The 25,061-nt window shown below is 72.8% G+C and carries 23 protein-coding genes and 1 pseudogene; 7 read left to right on the top strand and 17 right to left on the bottom strand.

Annotated features, from left to right (window positions below):
- Positions 1-305: 305 nt before the first annotated feature.
- The 13 genes and pseudogenes from ACF1BN_RS24695 to ACF1BN_RS24635 form a co-directional block, all read right to left on the bottom strand.
- Positions 306-1,100, bottom strand: a complete 795-nt coding sequence (locus tag ACF1BN_RS24695; RefSeq protein ID WP_392333768.1) for a hypothetical protein — start codon at positions 1,098-1,100, stop codon at positions 306-308.
- A 54-nt stretch (positions 1,101-1,154) separates the two neighbouring features.
- On the bottom strand, positions 1,155-1,697 hold the full coding sequence (locus ACF1BN_RS24690; protein ID WP_392333767.1) for a nuclear transport factor 2 family protein: 543 nt from the start codon (positions 1,695-1,697) through the stop codon (positions 1,155-1,157).
- 26 nt (positions 1,698-1,723) lie between these two features.
- Positions 1,724-2,317 carry a hypothetical protein gene (locus tag ACF1BN_RS24685; RefSeq protein ID WP_392333766.1) on the bottom strand — a complete coding sequence of 198 codons (594 nt, stop codon included), beginning with the start codon at positions 2,315-2,317 and terminating at the stop codon, positions 1,724-1,726.
- Positions 2,314-2,820, bottom strand: coding sequence for a hypothetical protein (locus ACF1BN_RS24680; RefSeq protein ID WP_392333765.1), 507 nt, complete (start codon positions 2,818-2,820; stop codon positions 2,314-2,316). Before ACF1BN_RS24680 ends, ACF1BN_RS24685 begins: the two co-directional genes overlap by 4 nt.
- The gene (locus ACF1BN_RS24675) at positions 2,817-4,079 is read right to left on the bottom strand and encodes an MCE family protein (RefSeq protein ID WP_392333764.1); all 1,263 of its coding nucleotides are present in this window, start codon (positions 4,077-4,079) and stop codon (positions 2,817-2,819) included. The genes ACF1BN_RS24680 and ACF1BN_RS24675 overlap by 4 nt, the downstream gene beginning before the upstream one ends.
- The gene (locus ACF1BN_RS24670) at positions 4,076-5,365 is read right to left on the bottom strand and encodes an MCE family protein (protein WP_392333763.1); all 1,290 of its coding nucleotides are present in this window, start codon (positions 5,363-5,365) and stop codon (positions 4,076-4,078) included. The genes ACF1BN_RS24675 and ACF1BN_RS24670 overlap by 4 nt, the downstream gene beginning before the upstream one ends.
- Positions 5,362-6,420 (bottom strand): MCE family protein, encoded by a 1,059-nt coding sequence (locus tag ACF1BN_RS24665; protein WP_392333762.1) that lies wholly within the window; start codon positions 6,418-6,420, stop codon positions 5,362-5,364. Before ACF1BN_RS24665 ends, ACF1BN_RS24670 begins: the two co-directional genes overlap by 4 nt.
- The gene (locus tag ACF1BN_RS24660) at positions 6,417-7,460 is read right to left on the bottom strand and encodes an MCE family protein (protein WP_392333761.1); all 1,044 of its coding nucleotides are present in this window, start codon (positions 7,458-7,460) and stop codon (positions 6,417-6,419) included. Before ACF1BN_RS24660 ends, ACF1BN_RS24665 begins: the two co-directional genes overlap by 4 nt.
- Entirely contained in the window at positions 7,457-8,512 is a 1,056-nt protein-coding gene (locus tag ACF1BN_RS24655) for an MCE family protein (RefSeq protein ID WP_392333760.1), read from the bottom strand. The genes ACF1BN_RS24660 and ACF1BN_RS24655 overlap by 4 nt, the downstream gene beginning before the upstream one ends.
- The gene (locus tag ACF1BN_RS24650; RefSeq protein WP_392333759.1) at positions 8,509-9,762 is read right to left on the bottom strand and encodes an MCE family protein; all 1,254 of its coding nucleotides are present in this window, start codon (positions 9,760-9,762) and stop codon (positions 8,509-8,511) included. The genes ACF1BN_RS24655 and ACF1BN_RS24650 overlap by 4 nt, the downstream gene beginning before the upstream one ends.
- Position 9,763: 1 nt before the next feature.
- Complete coding sequence (locus tag ACF1BN_RS24645) at positions 9,764-10,570, bottom strand: MlaE family ABC transporter permease (RefSeq protein ID WP_392333758.1); 807 nt, start codon at positions 10,568-10,570, stop codon at positions 9,764-9,766.
- A gap of 4 nt (positions 10,571-10,574) precedes the next feature.
- Positions 10,575-11,324: pseudogene (locus ACF1BN_RS24640) on the bottom strand (MlaE family ABC transporter permease); the annotation flags it as partial.
- An 11-nt stretch (positions 11,325-11,335) separates the two neighbouring features.
- Entirely contained in the window at positions 11,336-12,349 is a 1,014-nt protein-coding gene (locus tag ACF1BN_RS24635; RefSeq protein ID WP_392333757.1) for an ABC transporter ATP-binding protein, read from the bottom strand.
- A gap of 617 nt (positions 12,350-12,966) precedes the next feature.
- On the opposite strand from ACF1BN_RS24635, the gene ACF1BN_RS24630 reads away from it, so the two are divergent.
- From ACF1BN_RS24630 to ACF1BN_RS24610, 5 genes are all read left to right on the top strand, one after another.
- The gene (locus ACF1BN_RS24630) at positions 12,967-13,596 is read left to right on the top strand and encodes a hypothetical protein (RefSeq protein WP_392333756.1); all 630 of its coding nucleotides are present in this window, start codon (positions 12,967-12,969) and stop codon (positions 13,594-13,596) included.
- Between the two features lie 100 nt (positions 13,597-13,696).
- Positions 13,697-14,350, top strand: a complete 654-nt coding sequence (locus ACF1BN_RS24625; RefSeq protein ID WP_392333755.1) for a hypothetical protein — start codon at positions 13,697-13,699, stop codon at positions 14,348-14,350.
- Positions 14,351-14,405: 55 nt separating this feature from the next.
- Positions 14,406-16,079, top strand: a complete 1,674-nt coding sequence (locus ACF1BN_RS24620; RefSeq protein WP_392333754.1) for a DUF6801 domain-containing protein — start codon at positions 14,406-14,408, stop codon at positions 16,077-16,079.
- Positions 16,080-16,218: 139 nt separating this feature from the next.
- Positions 16,219-17,163, top strand: coding sequence for a hypothetical protein (locus ACF1BN_RS24615; protein ID WP_392333753.1), 945 nt, complete (start codon positions 16,219-16,221; stop codon positions 17,161-17,163).
- 219 nt (positions 17,164-17,382) lie between these two features.
- Entirely contained in the window at positions 17,383-18,594 is a 1,212-nt protein-coding gene (locus ACF1BN_RS24610; protein WP_392333752.1) for a helix-turn-helix domain-containing protein, read from the top strand.
- Positions 18,595-18,666: 72 nt separating this feature from the next.
- Here the strand turns inward: ACF1BN_RS24610 and ACF1BN_RS24605 are convergent, their stop codons facing one another.
- Positions 18,667-20,037, bottom strand: a complete 1,371-nt coding sequence (locus tag ACF1BN_RS24605; RefSeq protein ID WP_392333751.1) for a cytochrome P450 — start codon at positions 20,035-20,037, stop codon at positions 18,667-18,669.
- A gap of 184 nt (positions 20,038-20,221) precedes the next feature.
- Here ACF1BN_RS24605 and ACF1BN_RS24600 point away from each other — a divergent pair, with 184 nt between their 5' ends.
- Complete coding sequence (locus ACF1BN_RS24600; RefSeq protein ID WP_392333775.1) at positions 20,222-20,674, top strand: VOC family protein; 453 nt, start codon at positions 20,222-20,224, stop codon at positions 20,672-20,674.
- 13 nt (positions 20,675-20,687) lie between these two features.
- Here the strand turns inward: ACF1BN_RS24600 and ACF1BN_RS24595 are convergent, their stop codons facing one another.
- On the bottom strand, positions 20,688-22,013 hold the full coding sequence (locus tag ACF1BN_RS24595) for a phytase (RefSeq protein WP_392333750.1): 1,326 nt from the start codon (positions 22,011-22,013) through the stop codon (positions 20,688-20,690).
- 230 nt (positions 22,014-22,243) lie between these two features.
- Positions 22,244-23,458 (bottom strand): acyl-CoA dehydrogenase family protein, encoded by a 1,215-nt coding sequence (locus ACF1BN_RS24590; RefSeq protein ID WP_392333749.1) that lies wholly within the window; start codon positions 23,456-23,458, stop codon positions 22,244-22,246.
- A gap of 173 nt (positions 23,459-23,631) precedes the next feature.
- Between ACF1BN_RS24590 and ACF1BN_RS24585 the strand changes: the two genes are divergently transcribed.
- The gene (locus ACF1BN_RS24585) at positions 23,632-24,279 is read left to right on the top strand and encodes a TetR family transcriptional regulator (RefSeq protein ID WP_392333748.1); all 648 of its coding nucleotides are present in this window, start codon (positions 23,632-23,634) and stop codon (positions 24,277-24,279) included.
- Positions 24,280-24,399: 120 nt separating this feature from the next.
- On the opposite strand, the gene def is transcribed toward ACF1BN_RS24585, so the two are convergent.
- Positions 24,400-24,960, bottom strand: a complete 561-nt coding sequence (gene def / locus ACF1BN_RS24580) for a peptide deformylase (RefSeq protein ID WP_392333747.1) — start codon at positions 24,958-24,960, stop codon at positions 24,400-24,402.
- Between the last annotated feature and the right edge of the window lie 101 nt (positions 24,961-25,061).

The following is a 25,061-nucleotide window of genomic DNA, read 5'->3' as shown; positions in this document are numbered from 1 at the left end:
CAGCCCACTGTTCGTCAGAAAGATCCCCTCGCCCCACACCCAGATCATCGCGATGCGGGACGAGGCGCCGAGCCGATTTTCAAAACACGGCCTAGCCGCCCCCGGGCCGGCTCGGGTCTGCCCGGGTCTGCTCGGGCCGCTCGGTCGGTGCCGGTCCCGCCGCACGCCGCTCGGTCGGCTCGGGCTCTACGGTCGGCTCGGGCTCTACGGTCGGCTCGGGCTCTTCGGTCCGGTCAGGCCGTTCGGTCGGCTCGGGCGGCTCTGGCGGCTCGGGCGGCTCTGGCGGCTCTGGCGGCGGCGCCGGTTCAGCGGCCGAAGGTGTCGATGCCCTCGACCAGCCAGGTCCCGTCGTGGTGGACGACGTCCACGGCGAACATCGCTCCCGCGTAGACCCCCTGGTCCTGTGCCTGGCCCTTGGCGCCCTTGGCTCCCTTGACGTCCTTCGTCCCCGCGGTGCTGACGCTGCTCTGGTCGGCGTAGACGAGGACCCGGGCGCGGTCGCCGTCGATCCGCTCGACCGCGCTGTCGGTGACCGTCGTGGTGATCACCGACTTCTGCGCGGCGGCGCGGGCCAGCACCCCGGCGAAGAGGGCCCGGTGCTGTGCGACGGCCTTGCCCGTGAGGAAGGCCTTCCCGGCCCGGTCGAAGGCGGCCGCGTCGGTGTGGTCGTAGGAGAAGAGGGCGGCGACGGCCTCGGCCGTCCGTCCCTTGATCTCGCTGGTGCGGGCCGGGTCGGTGAGGGCGGTGTTCGCGCGCGCCGGGTCGGCCCGCAGCTCGCCCGCCCTGCTGTGCGCCCACCCCGCGAAGCCGCCGAGCAGCAGCGTCAGGACGCACAGGACGAGGAGGGAGACGCGGTGCCGGGGCCCCTTCGCCGCGGACTCCCCGGCCGCCATGTGCTCCTCGGCCGCCGCGGACTCCCCCGCCGCCGCGCTCTCCGGGGCATCCGGCCGGTCCGGTACGGGCTTCGCCGCCGTTCGCCGTCGCGTCCGCGGTTCGGGCCCGGTCAGGAGGCCCACCGGGGTCCCGGGGTCGGGGGCCGACTGGTCGGCGCGGGCCCGGCGGCGGCGCTGGTGGTCGATGTGGTGGCGGGGCGTCGGCATCGTGCGGTGTCCTTTCGGGTGCGGGTGGCTCGCGCGGGCTGTCGTGCGGCCCGGTCAGCCGGACGCCGTGCCGCCCACGGGGGCCTGCCCCAGGCCGCTGAGCTTCCACCGGCCGTCGGCGCGGGTGAGTTCGCCCAGCATGCGACTGTCCTTCTCGGTGCTCTTGCTGTCGGGGGTCGTGACGGTGACCCGCAGGGCGACGAGCAGCCGGGCCCGCCCCGCCCGCTCGTCGAGCTCGGAGACGGCGCCGGAGATCACCCGGGCCGTCGTCACCGTCTTCGCCGCCTTCACCTGACCGGCGAACTCGTCACGACCTTCGACGAGTTGAGCGTGCAGCTCGCCGGTCGTGGAGGACTCCCACAGGTCGAGCCCCTCGTCCACCTTCCGGTGGTCGAGCGTGTTGAGGTTCTGCACGGCCTGCTCCCCCGCGGCGAGGGCCCGGTCGCGCTCCGCGGCGTACGCGGCGGAGTCGTCGTGGGCCGCCGCGTACCAGCCCTGGCCGGTCCAGGCCGCGAAGCCGCCCGCGACCAGGGTGAGCACGAGGGCCACGAGCAGGACCGGCCGGATGCCGGCCGCCGTGCGGACCGCGCGTGTCATGCGGTGCTCCCGTCTCCCGCTCAACGTCAGCGGGCCTTGATGTCGGTGATCTGCCACCGGTCGTCCTGGAACCGGGCGGTGACGGTCAGCTGGGCCGCCGCCGAGGTGGCGGGCCCCTTGTCCCGCCGTGAGACCTGGTCCAGGAAGACGAGGAGGCGGGCGGTGTCGCCGTGGAGCTCGATCACGCCGGTGCGGACGGCCTGGGTGGAGAGGGTGATGCGCTGCTGGACCAGGCTCTTGCGGACCTGGGCGAACAGGTCGCTGTACTGGCGGGCCGCACGGCCCGCCAGGAAGGTCTCGGCCGAGCGCTCGGCGGCGTCGGAACTGGTGGGCGTGTAGGAGAAGATCCGGGCCAGGCCCTCGCTGACGTCCCCGCCGACCCGGTGGGTGGCGGTGGTGTCGGCGAGCGCCTGGTTCCGCGCCGAGGGGGTGGAGCGGAGCTGGTGGGCTTCGTGGAGGAACGCACCGCCCGCGAGGAGGAGGGCGGTGACGGTCACGGGCACGACCGCCTTCCGGAGGCGGGCGGCGGGGCGACGGAGGCGGGCAGTGGGCTCGGTCTCCGGATCGGTGTTCTCGTCGTCGGTCCCGGGCTCGGTCTCGCTGTCGTTCAGGAGTGTCACTCGTCCTCCTCGGCTCCGGCGACGGGAACCGCGCTGAGCGCCGCCACCCTCCAGGTGTCCTCGCCGGTGCGGGTCAGCACGGCCTCCAGGCGCTTGCGGTCCGAGGTGGCGGCGCCTCCCACGGGGGTGACGTCCACGCTCACGGTGGCGATGAGCTTCGCCGTACCGGCGCGGGCGTCGAGGGCGGTGAGCGCCGCTTCGGTGACGGTGGCCCGGGCGGAGGCGCCCACCGCGGGTTCGGTGCGGGCCAGTTCGGCGCGGAGCGCGCCGGTGGAGGCGTCGCGCCAGGCGGCGATGCCCGCCTCGGCGCGCTCGCGGGAGGAGGCGTCGAGGGTGCTCAGGACGGTGAGGCGCTGCCGGCCCTCGGCGAGGGCGGTGTCCCGTTCGCGGGCGAAGGCGAGCTCCTGGTCGGTGCGGGCCTGGACGTAGCTCCACGCGCCGGTGGAGCAGAAGCCGAGGGCGACCACGAGGGCGGTGGCGGAGAGGACCCGGGCCCGCCTCATCGCCCGCTCCCCGTGCCCAGGCCGAGGAGTCCGGCCATGTCGGTCGGGCCGTCGGTCCCGCCGGGCAGGCCCGGCGCGCCCGGCAGCCACGGCTTCCCCGCGTGCTGCGCCGCGTCCGGCAGGAGGGGGCGGGCCGGCGCGGGCACGGCGTCGCCCTTGGGCGCGTGGGCCGAGCCGCGTACGTTGACGCCGGTCGCGGCCGGGCTGGTGCAGGCGGCACCGGTGTTGAGGGCGGGCGCGGTGCCGAGGTCGAGACCGTTGCGGTAGCGGGTACCGCCGTATCCGGTGGTGCAGGGCAGCGGCTTGAAGAAGGTGACGGCCATGCCGATGTTGAGGCGTCCGCCGTCGACGGCGGTGGCTCCGGCGGAGACGGCGGCGGGGAACGTCACGAGCAGTTCCTCGATGCCGCGCTGCCGGGTGAGGGCGAGTTCCGAGGTGGTGAGGAGGTTGGCGAGGACGACGCCGAGGCTCGGGTCGACGTCGTTCAGCAGGCCGCTGACCTGGCCCGCCGCGTCGGGCGTGACGGCGAGCAGCTTGCGCAGGTCGGCGTCGGAGCTCTTGAGGGTGGTGGCGAGTTCACGGGCGCCGGAGGCGAAGCCGCGGATGGCGCGGCTCTCGTCGGCCTGGGTGCGCAGCACGACCTCGCCGTCCTGGATGAGGCGGGTGGTGACCGGCAGGGCGTCGTCGGCGGCCTGGACGAAGGCGCTGCCGCTGTCGAGCAGGACCTGGAGGTCGTCGCCGTGTCCCTCGAAGGCCTTGCCGAGTTCGTCGACGACCGTGCGGAGGGAGTCCAGGGGGACGGAGCGGGTGAGGTCGTCCATGCTGCTGAGCACGTCGGTGACCGGGGCGGGCACCTGGGTGTCGGAGCGTTCGATGCGGGCGCCGTCGGCGAGGAAGGGGCCGCCGTCGCTGTCGGGCCGCAGGTCGATGTACTGCTCGCCGACGGCGGAGAGGCCGGCGACGACGGCCCGCGCGTCGGCGGGGATCCGGGGGGCCGACTTCTTGATGCGGAGTTCGGCGACGACGCCGTCCGCGGTGAGGTCGATGGCGCCGACGCGGCCCACGGAGACGCCCCGGTAGGTGACGTCGGAGTGGGGGAACAGCCCACCGGTGCGGGCGAGGTGGACCCGGACGGTGTAGTGGTCGGCGACCCCGGCGTAGCGTCCGAGGTCCGCGTAGCGGACGCCGACGAAGCCGAGGACGGTGACGGCGATGACGAGGAACGCGAGGTTCTTCAGCCGTACGGTACGGGTGATCACCGGGGGTCGCCTCCGTTCTTCGGCGTGGTGTCCGGTCCGGACGGGAGGGCCGTCCGGACCGGGGGCAGGGGGAGGGGCGACTCGGCGCCCCGGGCGGTGGGGTCGGTGCCGCGGAGCGGTGCGGCGGGTGCGTTCGGGTCCGTCGGGGACGGCGTGGGGCCGGCGGTGGAGGAGGGGGCGGCCTCGGGGACGAGCGGTGGGATCACCTCGGTGCCGGGTGCGGCGGCGAGGTGCAGGTAGGTGTTGAGGTAGTCGCCCTTCACGCCCTTGAGCACCTCGTCGGTGAACGGGTACGTCAGCAGGACCTGGAGCGACGCGGGCAGGTCGGCGCCGGCGTCCGCGAGGGCGGTGAGGGTGGGGGCGAGGGCCTTGAGGTCGGCGACCATGTCCTTCTTGCTCGCCTCGACGGTGGTGACGGCGACGCCGGACAGGGTGTCGAGGGCGCGGAGCATGGTGAGCAGCGAGCCCCGCTGGTTCTCCAGCGTCTTCAGGCCGGGCGAGAGGTCGGTGAGGATGGTGCCGACGTCCTTCTTGCGGCCGGCGAGGGTGGTGGAGAGCCGGTTGAGGCCGTCGAGGGCGCGGGTGATGTCGCCGCGGTGCGCGTCCAGGTTCGTCACCAGGGTGTCGACGCGTTCGAGCATGGAGCGGACCTGGGGTTCGCGTCCGCCGAGCGCCGCGTTGAGTTCGCGGGTGATGGTCTTGAGCTGGTTGACGCCGCCGCCGTTGAGGAGCAGGGAGAGCGCGCCGAACACCTCCTCGACCTCGGTGTCGCGGCTGGTGCGGGCGAGGGGGATGACGGCGCCGTCGGCGAGCGGGCCGGCGCTCTCCCGGCGGGCGGCGGCCTGCCGGACGCCGGTGCGGGCGGCGGTGCCGGCGGAGGGCGGGGCGACGAGCTGGACGTACTTCTCGCCGAGGAGGCTGGACTGCTCGACGCGGGCGCCGGTGTCGGCGGGGAGCCGCACCTCGCCGTTGATCTTCAGGGTGACGCGGGCGGACCAGGTGGCGGGGTCGAGTTCGATGGCGGTGACGCGGCCGACGGCGACGTCGTTGACCTTGACGGCGGCCTGCGGCACGAGGCTGAGGACGTCGGCGAGTTCGGCGGTGACGGTGTACGGGTGGTCGCCGAGGTCGGCGCCGCCGGGCAGCGGCAGGTCCTCGATGCCGTCGAACCGGACGGGGACGGCGGGGACCGCGCCGAGGGCGACGGTCAGCCCGAGGCCGAGGGCGACCGCGGCGGCGGCTCCGGCGCCGACGGCGCGTCCCGAGGGGAGGCGTGGGCGTCTCACCGGTCCTCCTCTCCGGGGTTCGCGGGGGTGGCGGGGCTCGCCGGGGTTCCCCCGCTCGCGGAGTCCCCGGACACGGGCAGCGGCAGCGGCGGGCCGCCCAGGCTGATCTCGTTGAGGTTGGCGCGGCCGTCGATGGTGCGGGTGTCGGGGTCGTAGGCGTTGACGAGGTTGCCTGCGGCGAGCGGGGCGACGTCGAGGGCTTCGGCGAGGGAGGCGCGCTGGTCGACGAGGGTCCGGGTGAGGGGGACGAGCCGGTCGACGTTCTTCTTCAGCTCGCCGCGGTTGTCCTTGATGAAGGTCTTCACCCGGGCGAGGGCCGTGCCGAGTTCCCTGAGGGCTCCGGCGAGGTCGTCCTTGTTGTCGGCGAAGAAGCCGACCACCTCGTCGAGGCGTTCCTGGGCGGTGCGGACGTCGCCGTCCTTCTCCTTGAGCATGGTGGTGAAGCTCTGGAGGTTGCCGAGGGTGGCGAAGAGCGCCTCACTGTTGCCGTCGAGGGTCTTGGCGGCCTTGCCGAAGCGGTCGAGGGAGCCGCCGATGGCCTCGCCGTTGCCCTTGAGGTTCTTCGCGCCGGTGTCGAGGAGCTTGGAGAGGGCGCCGGCGGAGTTGGCCCCTTCCGGGCCGAGCGCCGTGCCGAGCTCGGTGATGGAGGCGTAGAGCTGGTCGATCTCGACGGGGGTGCGGTTGCGGGAGGCGGGGAGTTCGGCGCCGTCGTCGAGGGCGGGGCCCGAGGTGTAGGCGGGGGCCAGCTGGACGTACCGGTCGGCGACGATGCTCGGGGCGACGACGACGGCGCGGGCGTCGGCGGGGACGAGTACGCCCTCGTCGAGGCGGAGGGCGACGCGTACCCGGGTGCCCTGGGGCTCCACGGACTCGACCTCGCCGACGCGGACGCCGAGGACGCGCAGGTCGGATCCGGCGTAGATGCCGACGACCCGGTCGAAGTAGGCGGTGACGCGGACGCCCTCCTCGTCGAGGGCGCGCACGGCGACGAGTCCGCAGGCGGCGAGCACCGCGAGGGTGAGTCCCGCGGTGAGGGGTTTCCTGATCCTGGTCATGACGCACCGTTCCCCTTCGCCGCCGGCTTCGGCCGGGGCGGCATGCATCCGGTCTTGGGCTGGGACCCCTCGGGCAGGTAGCGGCGCGGGACGACGCCGCAGAGGTAGCTGTCGAACCAGCGCCCGTTGCCGAGGGTGTTGCCGACGAGCCGGTAGTAGGGGCCGAGCAGCGCGAGGGTCCTGTCGAGCTGCCCGCTGTTCTTCTCCAGGACGCCGGTGACCCGGCCGAGGGCCTTCAGGGTGGGTCCGAGCTGCCGGTCGTTGTCGCCGACGAGACCGCTGAGTTCGGTGGAGAGGGCCCTGCTGCCCTTGAGGAGGGCGCGGATCGCGTCGCGGCGTTTGCTGAGCTCGCCGAGGAGGGAGCCGCCGTCCTCCAGGAGGAGTTCGAAGCTGGACCTCTTGTCCTTGAGGGTCTTGGTGAACCGCTCGCTGTTCTTGAGGAGGCGGGCGAGTTCGGTGTCCCGCTTGGAGACGGACCTGGACAGGGCGGAGAGGCCGTCGGCGGCGCTGCGCACGTGCGGCGGCGAGTTCTCGAAGGTGTCGGCGATGGTCCGGAAGCTCTCGGCGAGCTTGCCGGTGTCGAGGTCGTCGATGGTGCCGCTGAGGTCCTGGAAGGCCTGGGTGACGTCGTACGGGGAGGTGGTGCGCGCCAGCGGGATGCGGGTCCCGGGGTCCTGGCGGGCGGCGCCGAGCGGGTCGAGGGCCAGGTACTTCTCGCCGAGGAGGGTCTTGATGGCGATGGCGGCGGTGGAGCGGTCGCCGACCCAGGCGTCGCCGACCTCGAAGGTCACCTTGACCTTGGCGCCGTCGAGGGCGACGCCGGTGACCTCGCCGACCTTGACGCCGGCGATGCGGACCTCGTCGCCGGTGTCGAGTCCGGCGGCCTCGGAGAAGTCGGCGCTGTAGGTGGTGTCGCCGCCGACGAGGGGGAGCCGCTCGACGTTGTACGCGAGGGCGGCCAGGAGGCCGAGGAGGAGGAGTCCGACGACGGCGACGGAGATCGGGTTGCGTTCCTTGACGGGCTTGAGGAGGGGGGTCATCCGCGGCACCTCGGTTCGGTCACGGCGATGCCGGTCGGCGGCTTCGAGCCGTCGGAGGTCTTCACGCCGGTCACGCGCGCCTCGCACAGGTAGAGGTTGAACCAGGAGCCGTACGACGAGAGGCGGGCGAGGGCGGTCAGCTTGTCGGGGGTGCGGTCGAGGAACCGTTCGATGGCGGGGGTGTGGGCGCCGAGGGTGCCCGAGAGCCGGCCGAGTTCGCGGATGTCCTTCTTGAGGGGGGCGCGGGCGTCGTGGAAGAGCCCGGCGGTGGTGGTGGTCAGGGCGCCCATGGCCTGGACGGCCTCGCCGAGGGGCTTGCGGTCGGTGTCGAAGCCGGTGACGAGCTTCTGGAGGGTGACGACGAGGTCCTCGAAGCCGGCCTCGCGGTCGTTGAGGGTGGTGAGGACGGTGTTGAGGTGGGTGACGACGTCGCCGATGACCTTGTCCTTGGCGGCGACGGTCCTGGTCAGCGAACCGATGTGGCGGAGCAGGCTGTCGACGGTGCCGCTCTCGCCCTGGAGGACCTGGACGAGCGAGCCGGCGAGGTCGTTGACGTCGGCGGGCGACAGGCCCTCGAAGAGCGGTTTGAAGCCGTTGAAGAGCAGGGTCAGGTCGAGGGCGGGGGTGGTGCGGTCGAGCGGGATGGTCTCGCCGTCGCCGAGGGTGCCGGTCACCTCGCCGCTGCCCCGCCCGAGGGAGACGTACCGCTGGCCGACCATGTTGAGGTACTTCACGGCGGCGGTGGCGGAGCGGGGCAGGGTGCGGTCCTCGCGGACCGTGAAGGTGACCTGGGCGGTGCGCCGTTCGACGACGCGGACATCGGTCACCTCGCCGACCTTGACGCCGGCGACGCGCACCGAGTCGCCGGCGACGAGGCCGGTGACGTCGGTGAAGAGCGCCTTGTAGGAGCGGGTGTCGGAGCCGACGCCGGTGTTGGCGATGCTGAAGCCGAGCACGGTGGTGGCGAGCGCGGTGACCAGGACGAAGGCGAGGGACTTGAGGACGGTGCCGGTCAGTCCGCGGCGCCGGGTGTGGGTCTGCTTCGCTCTCATCGGAGGGTCACCTCGGCTCCTCGGAAGGCGGGGCCGGCGAGCAGGCTGCTCCAGTCCGGCAGGGCCTCGGCCGGCCGGCCGGCGCCCGGGGCGAGGAGTTCGGTGACGAGGTCGTTCTCCTGCGGGGTGTTGGCGGGGCCGAGGTCCTGGGCGGCCGCGGCGGAGGCGCGGGCGGCGGGTGCGACGGGGACGCCGAGGTAGGGCACGGGGTGGCAGCGGGGGCCGCCGCCGGAGCCGTACCGGGGGGTGTCGTGGCCGGGGCGGTACGCGCCGCGCGAGGGGACGGTGGTGACGTTCACGTGCAGTCCCGGCCGGTCGGTGCCCTTGCCGAGCGCCTTGTCCATGGCGGGCACGAACTGGGCGAGGGTGCGCAGGGTGCAGGGGAAGGAGGAGGAGTACTCGGCGAGGAGTTCCAGGGTGGGGCGGCTCGTCGAGCTGAGCCGGATGATGGTGTCCTTGTTCCTGCGGAGGAAGGCGGTGAGGTCCTGGGCGGTGCGGGTGGTGGCGCCGAGGGTGCCGGAGAGGGCGGCCTCCTGCTCGGCGAGGGTGCCGCTGGTGGTGGTGAAGTCGGTGAGCGCGGTGACGATGTCCGGGGCGACGTCCGCGTAGAGGTGGCTGACCTTCACGAGTTCCTTGAGGTCCCGGGTGAGACCGGGCAGTTGGGGGTTGAACTTCTTGAGGTGGCTGTCGAGCCGGGCGAGGGTGTCGCCGAGTGTGTCGCCGCGTCCTTCGAGGGCCTGGGAGACGGCCGACAGGGTGGCGGACAGCTTCTGCGGCTGGACGGCGGTGAGCAGGGGCATGACGTTGTCGAGGACCTGTTGGAGTTCGATGGCGTTGCCGGAGCGGTCCTCGGGGATGACGGCTCCGGGGCCGAGCCGCCGCTCGGAGGGCTTCGCGGGCGGGACGAGGGCGACGAACCGCTCGCCGAAGAGCGTGGTGGGCAGCATCTGGGCGCGGACGTCGGAGGGGACGTGGTCCAGGGCTCCGGGGCGCATGGCGAGGGTGAGGCGGGCGCCGGTGCCGGTGGCGTCGATGGCGCGGACCTCGCCGACGACGACGCCCCGGAGTTTGACCTCGGCGCCGAGGTGCATCTCGTTGCCGACGCTGCCGGTCTCGACGACGACCGGGTCGGAGTCGGTGAACTTCTTGTCGTAGACGGCGACCGCCAGCCAGGCGAGCAGGGCGGGCACCAGCAGGAAGACGACGCCGGCGGTGCGGCGGCGCAGGGTCTGGCCTCGTGGAGCGTTCATCTCACCCCGCCACCTTCACGGTCGTGGTCGCGCCCCAGAGGGCCAGGGACAGGAAGAAGTCGGTGACGCTGATCAGCACGATGGCGTTGCGCACGGACCGGCCGACGGCGATGCCGACCCCGGCGGGGCCGCCCGAGGCGCGGAAGCCGTAGTAGCAGTGGGCGACGATCACCATCACGCTGAAGATCAGCACCTTCAGCATCGACAGGAGGACGTCCGTCGGTGACAGGAACAGGTTGAAGTAGTGGTCGTACGTGCCCTGGGACTGGCCGTTGAAGAAGACGGTCACGGTGCGGGAGGCCAGGTAGGAGGAGAGCAGGCCGATCGCGTAGAGGGGCACGATGGCGACGACGCCCGCGATGATGCGGGTGGTGACGAGGTACGGCATGGAGCGGATGCCCATGCCTTCGAGGGCGTCGACCTCCTCGTTGATCCGCATGGCGCCGAGCTGGGCGGTGAAGCCGGCCCCGACGGTCGCGGAGAGGGCGAGGCCGGCGACGAGCGGGGCGATCTCGCGGGTGTTGAAGTAGGCGGAGACGAAGCCGGTGAAGGCGGCGGTGCCGATCTGTTCGAGGGCGGCGTGGCCCTGGAGGCCGACGACGGTTCCGGTGAAGAGCGTCATCGCGATCATGACGCCCACGGTGCCGCCGACGACGCCGAGGCCGCCGGAGCCGAAGGCGACCTCGGCGAGGAGCCGCTGCACCTCCTTGAGGTAGCGGCGCAGGGTCCTGGGGACCCAGAGCAGGGCCCTCACGTAGAAGAGGAGCTGGTCGCCGGAGCGGTCGAGCCAGGCGAGCGGGGAGGCCATCGTCTCAGCCTCCCTTCGGCGGGACGATCTGGAGGTAGAGGCCGGTCAGCACCATGTTCACGAAGAAGAGCAGCATGAAGGTGATGACGACGGCCTGGTTGACGGCGTCGCCGACGCCCTTGGGGCCGCCGCGGGGGTTGAGGCCCCGGTAGGCGGCGACGATCCCGGCGATGAACCCGAAGATCAGCGCCTTGAGTTCGCTGATGTACAGGTCGGGCAGCTGGGCGAGGGCGGAGAAGCTGGAGAGGTAGGCGCCGGGGGTGCCGCCCTGGAGAACGATGTTGAAGAAGTAGCCGCCGAGGGTGCCGACGACGGAGACCATGCCGTTGAGGAGGACGGCGACGGCCATGGTGGCGAGGACCCGGGGGACGACGAGGCGCTGGATCGGCGAGACGCCCATGACCTCCATGGCGTCGAGCTCCTCGCGGATCTTGCGGGAGCCGAGGTCGGCGCAGATCGCGGAGCCGGCGGCGCCGGAGATGAGGAGGGCGACGATGAGCGGGCTGGCCTGCTGGATGACGGCGAGCACGCTGGCGCCGCCGGTGAACGACTGGGCTCCCAACTGCTGGGTGAGCGAGCCGACCTGAAGGGCGATCACGGCGCCGAAGGGGATGGAGACCAGGGCCGCCGGGAGGATGGTGACGCTCGCGACGAACCAGAACTGCTCGATGAACTCGCGGAGTTGGAAGGGCCTTCGGAAGACGGCCCGGCTCACCTCGGCGGCGAGGGCGAAGAGGCGGCCGGTCTGCCGCAGCGCTCCGCCGATCACGAGCCGCTCCCGGTGACGGGTATCGGGACGGTCGGCGCGGTGGCCCGGCCCGCGTAGGTGGCCTCGATGGCGGTGCGGGCGGCGGGCGGCAGCGTGTCCAGCATGCCGAGGACGCGCTGCCGGCGGCGGGCGACGGCCGCGCGGGCGGGCAGCCCGGGCGAGGGCTCCAGCTGCGGGACGATGACCCGGGGGGTGCCGGGCCCGCCGGCGGGAGCCCGGTCGGCCTCGGCGGCGAGGGTGGCGGCGTCCTTCTCCTCGGACATGCCGATGGGGCCTTCGCGGCGGCCGGCGAGGAACTGGGTGACGACCGGTTCCTCGCTGGTGAGGAGCACCTCGCGGGGGCCGAAGGTGACGAGGTTCCGCCGGAAGAACATCCCCATGTTGTCGGGGACGGTGGCGGCGATGTCGAGGTTGTGGGTGACGATCAGCATCGTCGCGTCGATCCGCGCGTTGAGGTCGATCAGGAGCTGCGAGAGGTACGCGGTGCGGACCGGGTCGAGGCCGGAGTCGGGCTCGTCGCACAGCACGATCTGCGGGTCGAGGACGAGCGCGCGGGCGAGTCCGGCGCGCTTGCGCATGCCGCCGCTGATCTCGCCGGGGAGTTTGCCCTCGGCGCCGAGCAGGCCGACGAGTTCGATGCGCTCCATGACGATGCGCCGGATCTCGGACTCGCGCTTGCGGGTGTGCTCGCGGAGCGGGAAGGCGATGTTGTCGAAGAGCGTCATGGAGCCGAAGAGGGCGCCGTCCTGGAACATGAGGCCGAAGAGCTTGCGGGTCTCGTAGATGTCCCGCTCGGGGCTGCTGACCATGTCGACGCCGTTGATGAGGACGCGGCCCCGCTGGGGTTTGAGCAGTCCGATGAGCGATTTCAGGAAGACGGTCTTTCCGGTGCCGGAAGGGCCGAGCATGACGCTCACCTCTCCGGCCGGCAAGGTCAGCGACACGTCCTGCCAGATGTTCTGCTTGCCGAAGGACATGGTCAGCCCCTCAACGACTACTTCGATTCCCATCCCACCTCCAGCAGGCGTGCGCGGCGCGTGCGCCGCGGGCGCACGGTAGGCCGTTCTGGATCACCCGGACAATAGCTCTGGCGCAAAATCATTGATCCGCTTCCGCGTTTGTCACAGCGGAGACAAAACCGGGAGGAGTTCTTGTCTCCGCCGCGACAGATGGGGGCGCCGACCTGCGGCTGAGCGTCGGCTCCCGGGAACGCTACGGCTCAGTAACCTCGCGGGGCAATACCGGATCCGGAGTTTTCGCGGAACAGGCACCATCGGAGGCCCGCTTATCAGCGGGGAGACAATTCCGCGAGAGCGCTTGTCACGTCGGGGAGAATATACGAGAAGCGGCCGGCGGAACCTCGTCCCGACCTCGCCTGATCGATCAGAATTGTCGACATTACGCACGCGGGAACCAAGCGCATTCTCGCCATCGCTCACCCTCTTGACAGGCATTGAGCCGTCTTCAAAGAATCATGGTTCGCGCCATTGTTCGGCTAAGTTTCCCGCAAGTAACGTCTGGTTTCACGGCGGGACGACGGCTGGCCAGGCCGGCCATTCCGGATCCGCCACGGCACCCCCACCGAAGCACCCTCTGCCGGTCAATCCCCAAGGAGAGTCCCAGAGCCATGAAGAAGTCGATCAGAAACCTGGCCGTCGTCGCGGGAGGCGCCTCCGCCGCCTTCGCCCTCACCGTCAGCCCCGCCACCGCGGTGCCCTCGACGGTCTGGACCGTCACCCCGAACCCGGCGAACATCACCGCCGTCAACAGCGGGAACATCGTCCTCAGCGTCAACGGCATCGCCATGACGTGTACGAAGTCGAACGGCGCGGGCACGGGCGCGAGCACCACCGGCAACCCGGCCACCGTGGGCAAGATCAACTCCATCGCCTTCGGTGCCACCGGCGCCCCCTGCACCAGCGTGCTGGGGCCGGTGACCACGGTCCCGACCGTTCCCTGGACGATCGTGGCGCAGGACTACACCGCCGCGACCGGTGTCACCAAGGGCTACGTCGGCAACGTCGACGCCAAGGTGACGGTCGGCGCCTGCGTCTTCCGCGTCACGGGCAAGGCGTCCTCCACGTACACCAACTCGACGGGCGCGCTCGCCGTCAACAGCCTCGCGGGCGAGCTCACCGTCGTCTCGTCGACCGGTTGCGGTGCGGCCGTGCCGGTCGGCGCCAAGCCGACCTTCAAGGGCACCTACCTCTTCAAGGTGGGCACCACGATCCCGAAGATCGTCGGCTCGAACCCGTAAGGGACTCAGGAACCCGCGTCCGTCCGGCCGGCCCCCGGCCGGGCGGACGCGGGGCTGTCCGCTCCCCCGCACACCGGCCGCCCCCAGGAGACTCCGCGTCGTGAAGAAGCCGCTCACCCAGCTCGCCGCCGTCGCCGCCGCGGCCGCGGCCGCGCTCGCCCTCACGGCGGCCCCGGCCTCCGCGGTGCCCTCCACGGTCTGGACCGTCACCCCGAACCCGGCGAACATCACCGCGGTGAACAGCGGCAACGCCGTGCTCATGATCGAGCTCGTCAAGGGCAACGGCATCGCGGTCACCTGCTCCCGTACGGCCCTCTCCGGCGGTCTGCGGAACGCCACCGGCAATCCGGCGACCGTCGGCGCCGTCGACACCCTCGCCCTCGGCGCCCCCGGCGCGCCCTGCACCAGCGTCCTCGGCCGCGTGACGTTCGCCCCGGCCGCCCTGCCCTGGCCCGTCGTCGCCGAGGACCACCACACGTCCACCGGCACGACGAGGGGGCACCTCGCCGGCGTCGACCTCCGGGGCACCATGGGCGCCTGCGTCTTCCGCGTCCGGGGACGACTGCCCCTCACCCACACCAACGCGACCGGCGGGCTGACCCTCGCCTCCGCCACCGGCGACCTGACCGTGGTGTCCCAGAACGGCTGCGGTGACGCGGCACCGGTCGGCGCCGGCCTGATCCTCAGGGCGGACCACCTCGTCAAGGCGACGGGCACCGCGCTCGCCCCGACGATCGTCGGCAGCCATCCGTGAGCCCCCGCGCCCGCACGTACCCCGCGTTCGCGAACGACCCCGAGCGGAGCACCCGATGAGAGGCCCACGGCCCACCCCCCGTCCCTCCCGCGCGCGCGGGCGCGGCGCGACGATCGCCGCGTTCGTGGCGCTCGCCCCGCTGCTCCCGGCGGCGGCCGTCGCCATGGGGACCCTGAAGGTCGACACGGCCCTGCCCTACGTCTGCGCCCTGCCCTCGGGGCAGCAGTCGGCGACGGTACGGATCACGGCGGCCTTCCCCGAACGGGCGGCCGTGGGCGAGGAGATCCGGCCCACCGACGTCACCACGAGCGTGGAGCTCCCGGCGGCGGCCGTGGCCGACCTCACGGCGCTGAAGGCCGCCACCGTACGGGCGGAGACCCGGCTCACCGTCGGCGTGACGCAGAACGAGCAGCGCGCGGAAGCGACCTGGAGCGGTACGGCCCAGCCCGTGGACGTGCCCGCCGAAGGGCCGCTCACGCTGACCACGACCGGCGACGTACCCCTCCTGACGACGGACACCGCCGGCGAGCTGACCCTCGCCGCCGGGGGGATCGCGGTCGACCTCGCCCCCGCCACCGCCGACGGCGCGGCCACGGTGCCCCCTTCCCTGGCCGTCACCTGCGTCCCCCATCCGGACACCCAGGGCCGTACGGAGCTCGCCAGGGTCCCGGTCGGTGCCGGCCCCGGCACCGGGGAGCCGAGCACCGCTCCCCCGACGACGGGCCTGCCGTCCCCCTCCGGCTCCTCACCCGCGTCACCGTCCCCCTCGTCGGGGCTCCCCCTGCCGTCGCTCCCGGTCGACCCGATCGCCCCTCCGCCGCCGGGGACGACCGGCGGAGGGAGCGGAACCCCGAGCGCCGGCCCCCAGGCCGACGCGGGACCGGAGGACGCGGAACCGGAGGACTCCGCCGAGGAGACGCCCACCCCGGCACCCCGTCCGGACGCGCCCCCGTGCGTGACCGAGAAGCCGACGCCCGTCTCGCTGTCCGCGTACATCACCGGCTACACCAACGTGCGCAAGCTGAACGGCGCCTCGCTCCTCCCGGCGACCTGCATGCTGATCGAGCAGGGCGACATGCAGATACCGACCACCCCTCCGCCGGAGGGCGAGTTCCACTTCACCAACCTCTCCCTGGGGAACCTCTCCCACCAGGGGCGCAAACGGACCCCGCCCTTCACCTCCACCTTCCTGACCTTCGACTTCCAGCCCGTCACGGCGACCATGGTCCTGGAGCAGACGGGGCCCATCACGATCGACACCCTGGTCCGCATCGTCTTCGCCACCGGGGACAACCACCTGGAGAACACGGTCCGCGCCCCGCTCGTCCTGCGGGTCCTGGACGTGAAGGTGAACGGCGTCCCGCTGGACGTGGGCCCCTCCTGCCGGACGGCGGCACCGCTCTCCTCGCCCGAGCCCGAACCCGCCAAGTACCCCGGGAACCACCTGGTGCTGCTGGGGCTGGGGAAGATCCCCTTCGGACTGCCCGCCGAGGGATACGTCCTGACCGGCGGCGGCCCCCTCACCGGCGAGGCGACCATCCCGGCCTTCACGGGCTGCGGCTCCGGCGGCGAGAACTTCGACCGGCTCCTCACCGCCGCCATCTCCGGCCCCGGCAACCACCTCAAGCAGATCCAGGGCCAGACCTGCTCCGTGGGCGTCGAGGTCCCGCCCCCGGACCAGTGCACCGAGGACCGCCAGCCGCTCCTCGTGCCCCGGCCCGAGCGCTGATCCCGCCGGCCGAGGCTGATCCCCCGGCCCGGGCACCGCTCCCGCGCGGCCCGGGCCCCGCTCCCCCGTACCCCCGCTTCCCCGTACCCCCGCTCCCCCGTACCCCCGCTCCGCCCCCTCCGACGAAAGGCACCCCGCCATGCCCCGCATCACCGCCCGCACCAAGCTGGCCACCGTCTCCGCCCTGACCGCGCTCGGCGCCTTCGCCTCCATGGGCACGGCGACCGCCGCCGCCCCGGTCCTGAACGGCGGCTGGGGACCGTCCACCCGCTGCCCCGTCGACGCCACCCCGATGATCACCACCGACGGGCTCGACACGTCCCCCCAGTGCATCGTCTCCTACTCGCTCAGCGGCTCCATCAAGCTCGGCAACACGACGGTGACCACCGGGAAGACCAACCTCCAGATGGGCGTCGTGCAGAACGCCGACGGCACCAACTCGGTCGTCGGCCCCGCCGGCGGCGCGCTCATCGCCGACTCCGCCACCGTCCCCGGCGGGCTCATGGGCCTGATGTGTCCGAGCGACATCCCGTTCATCACCAACATCTGCCGGCAGCTGTCGGACGGCAAGCTCAACAAGATCACCGCCACCATGGAGTCGGTCGGCACCCCCTCGAACTTCGACCAGATCGCGGGCGTCCTCACCGACCAGCCGATCGTGACCCTCCCGGTCCGCATCCGGCTGCAGAACCCGTTCCTCGGCGACAACTGCTACATCGGCACCAAGGCCAACCCGATCCTGCTCCGCCCGAAGAACCTCGACGCGCCCTCCTTCGGCGTCACCCGCTTCGACGGCGACGGCACCGCGAACGAGGAAGGCGACATGAGCCGCATCGACCTCCTCGGCTCCACCCAGTACGACGACAGCTTCGCCGTCCCCGGCGCCACCGGCTGCGGCCTCGGCCTCCTCGGCATCATCGACGCGGCCGTCAACCTCAAGACCGGACTGCCCTCGGCCGCCGGCAAGAACAAGCTCACGCTCAACAACACCCAGACCTTCCTGACCGGCCTCTTCGCCCCCGGCGTCCTCGCCCCCGACGCCGGCAAGGTCTTCTCGCGCAACTGGCACTCGGCCGTCAACTAACGGCCACCCAGGGGTGAATACCGGCCGACTCGGCCGCGTACGCCCGGCGGGAGACATGAACCTTGCTCAAGTTGTGTACAGCACACAGCAGTTGTCCTAGCTTTCAGCAGTCCACATCGGTACGTACCTGACGGCTCCCGCGGCGCCCGCCCCACCCGGACGGGCGCCGCGGCGCCGCTCCCCCCACCGGTCACGTAGCAGAGCAAGGGATCGGTAACCATGCCCTCCACCGCACAGTCACCGGAGCTCGGTGAGCCGCTCGATCCACTGCCCCGCGAGTTCGCCGCCCTGATGAGACCGGAGATCCCGGGCCTCACCAAGGAGATCGGCGTGGAGATCGAGCGCGCCTACCCCGTGTACGCGCGCCTCTTCAACGGACCCCACTCGGACGCGATCCGCCAAGGCGTGGAACAGGCCCTGGCCGCCTTCGTGGACCGCGTCGACCGCCCCGGCGCGAAGCCCGCCCTCCGCGACGAACTCCTGCGCCAGTTCGGGCGGGTGGAGGCGTACGAGGGACGGGACCTCGACACGTTACAAGGCGCCTACCGCCTCGGCGCCCGCGTCGCCCTGCGCCGGGCCAGGAGCATCGGACGCACCTACAACCTCTCCCCCACACTGATCCTGGCCTTCGCCGACGCCCTCTTCGCCTACGTGGACGAGCTGGAGACGCTCTCCCGCGAGGGGTACCTCGCCGTGCAGAGCCGCGCGGTCACGGACGTCGCCGCGCTGCGCAGGAAGCTGCTCCACCTCGTCGTCGCCGGCCCGCCGCTGCCCCGCGCGACCATCGCCGAACTCTGCCAGGAGGCGTCCTGGCAGCTCCCCGCCGAATGCACCCTGATCGCGCTGCGACCGCCGGCCACCGGGGTCCTCCAGGCCCGGCTCGACCGGGACGTGCTCGCCGACCTCAGCCTGCCCCATCCCCATCTGCTCGTGCCCGGCGCGCTGACCGCCGAGCGCCGGGCGATGCTCGACTCCGCGCTGTCCGGAACACCCGCGGTCCTGGGGCTGACCGTGGCGACCCCGCAGGCCGCGCACTCGCTGCGCTGGGCCCGGCGGGTCCTCCAGCTGATCGACGACGGCATCGTGCCGGACGCCGCGGCGGTGCCGTGCGAGGACCATCTGACGACCCTGTGGCTGCTCTCCGACCCCGCCCTGATGGACCAGCTCGCCCGCCGCGAACTGGCCCCGCTGGACGGGCTCTCCGGCACCCGGCGGGAGCGGCTGATCGAGACCCTGCGCGTGCACGTCTCCACCCGGGCGCCCGCCGAGCAGGTCGGCGAGCTGCTCGGCGTGCACGCCCAGACCGTCCGCTACCGGCTGCGGAACCTCGACAACCACTTCGGCGACCGGCTCATGGACCCGGACCGGCGCTTCGCCCTGGAGGCGGCGCTGCGCTCGCTCCACCTCCACGGCCGCAAGCACACGGACTGAGCCGGCGCGCCGGGGCCTGTCGTCACGCTCCCGTCCGCCCTCCGGGCGACGACGGGAGTGTGACGACAGACCCTAGAACTCCCTGGGGACGAGCCGGCAGCGAGCCGGCCCGGCCGCCTGGAGGGTGATCGCGGGAGCCACCGGCACCTCCTCGTCCACCGCCTCGAAGCCGTGGCGCTGGAGGATCATCGCGAGCGCGGTCACCGACTCCAGCATGGAGAAGTGCTGGCCGATGCAGGCCCGGGGCCCGCCGCCGAAGGGGAACCAGGCGTAGCGGGGCCGGCCGGCCTCCGCCTCGGGCGTGAAGCGGTCCGGGTCGAAGCGCTCGGCGTCCTCCCAGTAGGCCGGGTGCCGGTGGGTCACCCACGGGGCCACGATGACGTCGGCGCCTGCCGGGACGGCGACCCCGCCGATCGTGGTGGCGGCGACGGCCCGGCGGCCGATGACCGGCGCGGCCGGGAAGAGCCGCATGGCCTCCTTCAGGACCCGCGTCACGTACGGCAGGGCGTCGAGGTCGGAGGCGCCGGGGGCGCGTCCCGCGAGGACCCGGTCGACCTCCTCGTGGGCGCGGCGCTGCGCCTCCGGGTGGCGGGCGAGGAGGTGGAGGGCGAAGCCGATCGAGGTGGCGGTGGTCTCGTGGCCCGCGAGCAGGAAGACGAGGACCTGCTCGCGCAGTTCGGTGGCGGAGAACACGCCGTCCTCGGCGCTCTCGGCCGCCATCAGCAGGCTGAGCAGGTCGTCGTCCGTGCCGGTCCGCCCGGCGGCCTTGCGCGCGGCGATGATCCGGTCGCACTCCTCGTAGAGCGCCCGGTGGAGGGCGGCGGCGCGGCGGTTGCCGGGGGTGGGCCACTCGCGGGGCAGGGTGACCGGGGAGTAGCCGCGGCGGAGCACGTACGAGCCGACGCCGGGGAAGCAGCGCTCGACGACCTCGACGGCGGAGTCCACGTCGGTGCCGAAGAGGATGCGGGCGACGGCGCGCAGGGCGAGCCGGGTCGACTCGTGGAGGACGTCGACGGTGGTGTGGCCGGCCTTCTCCCACTCGGTGGTGAGGGTGGCGACCTCGGCGGCGATGGCGTCGGCGTAGCCGTCGACGCGTCGCTTGGTGAAGAGCGGCTGGACGAGCCGGCGCTGGCGCAGGTAGTCGTCGTCCTGGCTGGTGAGCAGGCCGTTGCCGAAGGAGTCGCGGATCTCCTGGTAGAAGGCGTTGTCCTTGCGGAAGTTGGCGGACTCGCCGGCGAGGACCTGCTGGGCTCCCTCGGCGGAGAAGACGGCGTAGACGTGGGCGCGGACGCCGGGCGGTCCCGCGCTGATGCGGACGACGTCGCCGTGATCGCGGCGGGCCCGCAGGAAGGTGCCGAGCGAGTCGTTCTTCAGGTCGAACATCGAGCCGAGGACGGGCAGTCCGGTGAGGACGGGTGCTTCGGTGACGGCTTCGGTGGCCATGTGGTTTCCCCCTGGATCGCGACGGCACGGCGATTCTCCCGCAGGGAGGCGACCCGTGGGTAGCTTCCGTGTACGGGCCGTCCGGATCCGGCTGGTCCGGCTGGTCCGGCTGGTCCGGGGGATTGTCAGTGGCGTCTGGGAGGCTCGCCCCATGGAAGAGGACGAGAGGGGCGGGCGCCCCCGGATGACGCTCCAGCTGACGATCGACTGCGTGGATCCGGCGCGGCTGGTGCCGTTCTGGGCGGAGGCGCTGCGGTACGTGCCGGAGCCGCCGCCCGGCGGGCACGCGAGCTGGCGCGCGTACTGGGCGTCGACGGGGGTGCCGGAGGAGGAGCTGGGCGACGGGGCGGGGGATCTGCCCGAGTCGCTGGTGGACCCGGAGGGTGTCGGGCCGCGGGTGTGGTTCCAGCAGGTCCCGGAGCCGAAGACGGTGAAGAACCGCGTCCACCTGGACCTGAAGGTCGGGGGTGGACGCGGGGTGCCGCTCGCGGTGCGCCGGGCGCGGGTCGACGGGGAGGTGGCCCGGCTGACCGCGCTCGGCGCGACCGTGCTGCGCGCGATGGACGAGCCGCACGGCATGGACTACTACGCGATGGTGCTCCAGGACCCGGAGGGGAACGAGTTCTGCGTGGTCTGACGAAGGGGCCGGGTCAGTCGGCGTCGCGCGGGTCGAAGGAGCGCGTGTCGACGGTCAGCGGCTCGGGGAAGGCCCCCGCGACGGCGTCCCAGCGGATGAACTTGAAGTTCGTCCCCTCGCGGTCGCCGTCCGCGGGGGTGGCCTCGCCGTCATGGGTGACGAGCAGGCCCCGGGGGAAGGCGCTGCCGAGGGGCACGTTCACCACCGTGGCGCCGTCGGAGTGCTGGACCCCGTCGGTGGCCGGGCCGTCGGCGACGGCGAAGGAGCCGAGGTAGGCGTTGTCGTCCTCGCGGGCGTAGACGGCGAAGGTGTCGTCGCCCTGGCTGGAGGCGAGGACGTAGCCCTCGCCGTCGCCGCCGTGGTAGACGGTGACCCCCTCGGCGTCGGCGCTCAGGTGGTCGCCGCCGAAGCCGGGGTCGTGCGCGGTGTCGAGGACGCACTCCTCCGCGGCCTCGTCGTAGCTCCAGGGGGTGCCGTACTCGCGGACGCGGTCGAGGAGTTCGGGCCGCTCGAAGTCCTCGTCGTCGAGCTCGATCCGCCAGAGGCCGACGGCTTCCTGGGCGGCGTAGAGGACGTGCTCCTCCTGGTCGACGGCCATGCCCTCCACCTGCGGCAGCTCGCCGGGGTCGGCGCAGGGGCGCCAGGCGGTGCCGTCCGGGAGGGTGAAGGAGCGGGGCAGGTCGAGGGTGGACTCGGTGCGGTAGCCGACCCGGCCACCGCGGTCCTCCAGCTCCAGCAGGCGCAGTCGGCTGCGCTCGCGCTGGGAGACGACGACGTAGGCGTCGTCCCCGTCGCGGTAGGCGGCGAGGCCGTAGGAGGTGTTCTGGTCGTCGACCTCGGCCTCGCTCGCGGCGAAGACGGGGGTGACGCCGGCGGCGGTGACGTCCTTGAGCGGGGGCCGGCCGGCGGCGACGGCGGCCGGGTCGATCGCGTAGGCGCGGATCCGGTCGCGGCCCCGGTCGCTGACGACGGCGAGGTCGGTGCGGCGGCCGTTCAGCTCGAAGCCGTGGACGAGGTCGACGTTGTTGAAGCGGCCGGGGGCGGCGTCCTCGCCGGGGGCCTGCGGTGCGGCGATGTGCTGGAGGCGGCGGCCGTCGAGCCCGTGGACGTCGAGCCCGCCCTCCTTGAGCGTGCCGATGACGAGGCTGCGGCCGGGCCGGGTGGGGTCGACCCAGACGGCGGGGTCGTCCGCGTTCGCGTTCCCGCCCGCCTCGTCGTCGTACACGACGGGCGTCTCGACGCGGGCGGTGACGGTGACGGTGACGGGGTGGGGGGTGGCGGGGACCGCGGCCACGACGCCGAACGCGGCGGCCAGGGCGGTCAGGACGGAGGCGGTCACGGTACTCCTCGGTAGCGGTCTCGGACGGGCCGAGACGCTACGGAGGCGGAGTGGAGCGGCGTTTGCGGACCCGTGAACTCCGGGCGGCCGTCCCGCGCACACGGAACGGCCTCCCGGACACGGGGGCGATGCCGAGGGAGCGATCGGCGCGCGCTCCAGCTGCCGTCCACGGTGACGTGGACGGCCGTCCGGGCGTCCGGTCCGGCTGAGCCCTGGCCCCTCGCCGGGGGCTACTTGCCGAGGGCGCGGCCGATGACCATCCGCTGGATCTCGCTCGTCCCCTCGAAGATGGTGTAGATCGCGGCGTCGCGGTGCATCCGCTCGACGGGGTACTCGCGGGTGTAGCCGTTGCCGCCGAGGATCTGGATCGCCTGCCCGGTGACGGTCTTGGCGACCTCGCTCGCGTACAGCTTCGACATGGAGCCCTCGGCCTTGGTGAACGGCTTGCCGGCGGTGGCCATCCAGGAGGCGCGCCAGACCAGCAGCCGGGCGGCGTCGATCTCGGTGGCCATGTCGGCGAGCTGGAAGGCGACGCCCTGGTTCTCGATGATCGGGCGCCCGAACTGGACGCGGGTCTTCGCGTAGTCGAGGGCGACCTCGTAGGCGGCGCGGGCGGTGCCGACGGCCATGGCGCCGACCGCCGGGCGGGACGCCTCGAAGGTGGCCATGGCGGCGTTCTTCACCCGCTCGCCGCCCGCCTTCGCCTTCTCCCGGGCGCGGGCCAGGCGCTCGTCCAGCTTGTCCTTGCCGCCGAGCAGGCAGGAGCCGGGGACGCGCACGTCCTCCAGGACGACCTCGGCGGTGTGCGAGGCGCGGATGCCGTGCTTCTGGAACTTCTGGCCCTGGGAGAGGCCGGGGGTGTTCGGCGGGACGATGAAGGAGGCGTGGCCCTTGGAGCCGAGCCCGGGGTCGACGACGGCGACGACGACGTGGACGTTGGCGATGCCGCCGTTGGTCGCCCAGGTCTTGGTGCCGTTGAGCACCCACTCGTCCTTGGCCTCGTCGTAGACGGCCCGGGTGCGCATGGAGGCGACGTCGGAGCCGGCGTCGGGCTCGGAGGAGCAGAAGGCGGCGACCTTCACGTCGTTGGCGTCGCCGTACATCTGCGGCACCCAGGTGCCGATCTGCTCCTCGGTGCCGTTGGCGAGGACGCCGACGGCGGCGAGGCCGGTGCCGACGATGGAGAGCGCGATGCCGGCGTCGCCCCAGAAGAGCTCCTCCATGGTCATCGGGACGCCGAGGCCGGTCGGGTCGAAGAACTGCTGGGCGTAGAAGTCGAGGGAGTAGATTCCGAGCTTGGCCGCCTCCTGGATGATCGGCCAGGGGGTCTCCTCACGCTCGTCCCACTCGGCGGCGGCCGGCCGCATGACGTCCGCGGCGAAGCCGTGGAGCCAGTCACGGACTTCCTTCTGGTCGTCATTGAGCTCGAACGTGAACTCGGCCATGTTCCCTCCCAGCAGTACGTTACTTGCGGTAACACCAGTCTGTTACCGGCGGGTACGGCTGTCAACCTGCGGATCCTCCCCCGCGCACCGGATCGGGCGGTTCGGCACAGCATGCCGGTCGGGTGTTACGTTGCGACAGCCTCAGGTCATCGCACGGGCGGGGAGACACGCTTATGGACATCACACACCGGACCACCGACCAGCAGAAGCCCGCCGAGCAGCGGCGGCGCGAACTGCTGGAGGCGGCGGACCGGGTGGTGCTCCGCGACGGCCCCAAGGCATCCATGAACGCGATCGCGGCCGAGGCCGGCATCACCAAGCCGATCCTCTACCGCCACTTCGGCGACAAGGGCGGCCTCTACCGCGCCCTCGCCACCCGCCACACCGACGCCCTCCTCGCCTCGCTGCGGGCCGCCCTCGACGCCCCCTCCGACCGGCGCCGCCGGGTCGAGGCCACCCTCGACACCTACCTCGCCTCCATCGAGGCGATGCCGCAGGTCTACCGCTTCCTGATGCACCCGGCCGAGGAGTCCCACCAGGCCGAGCAGGGCTTCGACGTCGGCCGGCACTCCGCCCCGCTGCTCCGCCGCATGGGCGAGGAGCTCGGCCAGGTCATCGCCGAGCGCGTCGACCTCGGCCCGGCCGCCGAGGCGCAGGCCCGGATCTGGGGCCACGGCATCGTCGGCATGATGCACGCCGCCGGCGACTGGTGGCTCGGCGAGCGCCCCTGCTCCCGCGCCGAACTCGTCCGCTCGCTCGCCGACCTCCTCTGGGGCCGACTCGCCGAGGCCGACGACCGCGCCGACGGCCCCGGGTTCTGACCACCCCGGGCCGTCCGGGGATCTCGGCGGGATGCGGGGGCGTAGGGCGGCGGGGCCAGGGGGCGCGGGGGGTGCCGATGCCGGGCGGTCGGGCTCGGAGCCGTACCGGAGAAGGCTGTGTCAGGCGTCCAGGGCGGAGACGCCCCCGCCCCAGGGCTGCTTGCGGATCGCGCGGAGCAGACGTGATCTCCGCCACCCCGTGACGCGCTCGGCGTAGACGCGGCCCTCCAGGTGATCCATCTCGTGGAGGAGGCAGCGGGCGAAGAAGCCGGTGCCCTCGACGCGGACCGGGGTGCCGTCCGCGCGCACGCCCTCCACCACCGCGCGGTCGAAGCGGGCCACCGGTGCCTCCAGGCCCGGCAGCGAGAGGCAGCCCTCCGGGCCGCGGTACTCGTCGCCGTCCGCCTCCACCAGCCGCGGGTTCACCACGTGTCCGAGATGCCGCACGTCCTCGTCGTCCGGGCAGTCGTAGACGAAGACCCGCAGCCCCACGCCCACCTGGTTCGCGGCGAGACCCACGCCGTGCGCCGCGTACATGGTGGCGAACATCGACTCGACCAGACCGTCGAGTTCGGGGCCGAACTCGGTGACGGGGGCGCAGGGCGCGTGCAGCACGGGGTCGCCGAGCAGGGTCATCGTCCGGGCGATGCCGGAGCTGCCGGGGATGGGGCGGTTTCGCATGGCGGCAAGCCTACGGTCCGCCGTGACCTCCTCATTTCATACGGTCGGCCCGGTGCCGTGGTTCGGGCTCCTGGCCGGTTCTCGATAGGCTGAGCCCCGAC

This window comes from Streptomyces sp. NPDC014861, from assembly GCF_043081625.1.
GTDB lineage: Bacteria > Actinomycetota > Actinomycetes > Streptomycetales > Streptomycetaceae > Streptomyces.
The sequence above is the reverse complement of the archived record's forward strand: the minus strand, read 5'-3'. Positions and strand labels throughout refer to the sequence as shown.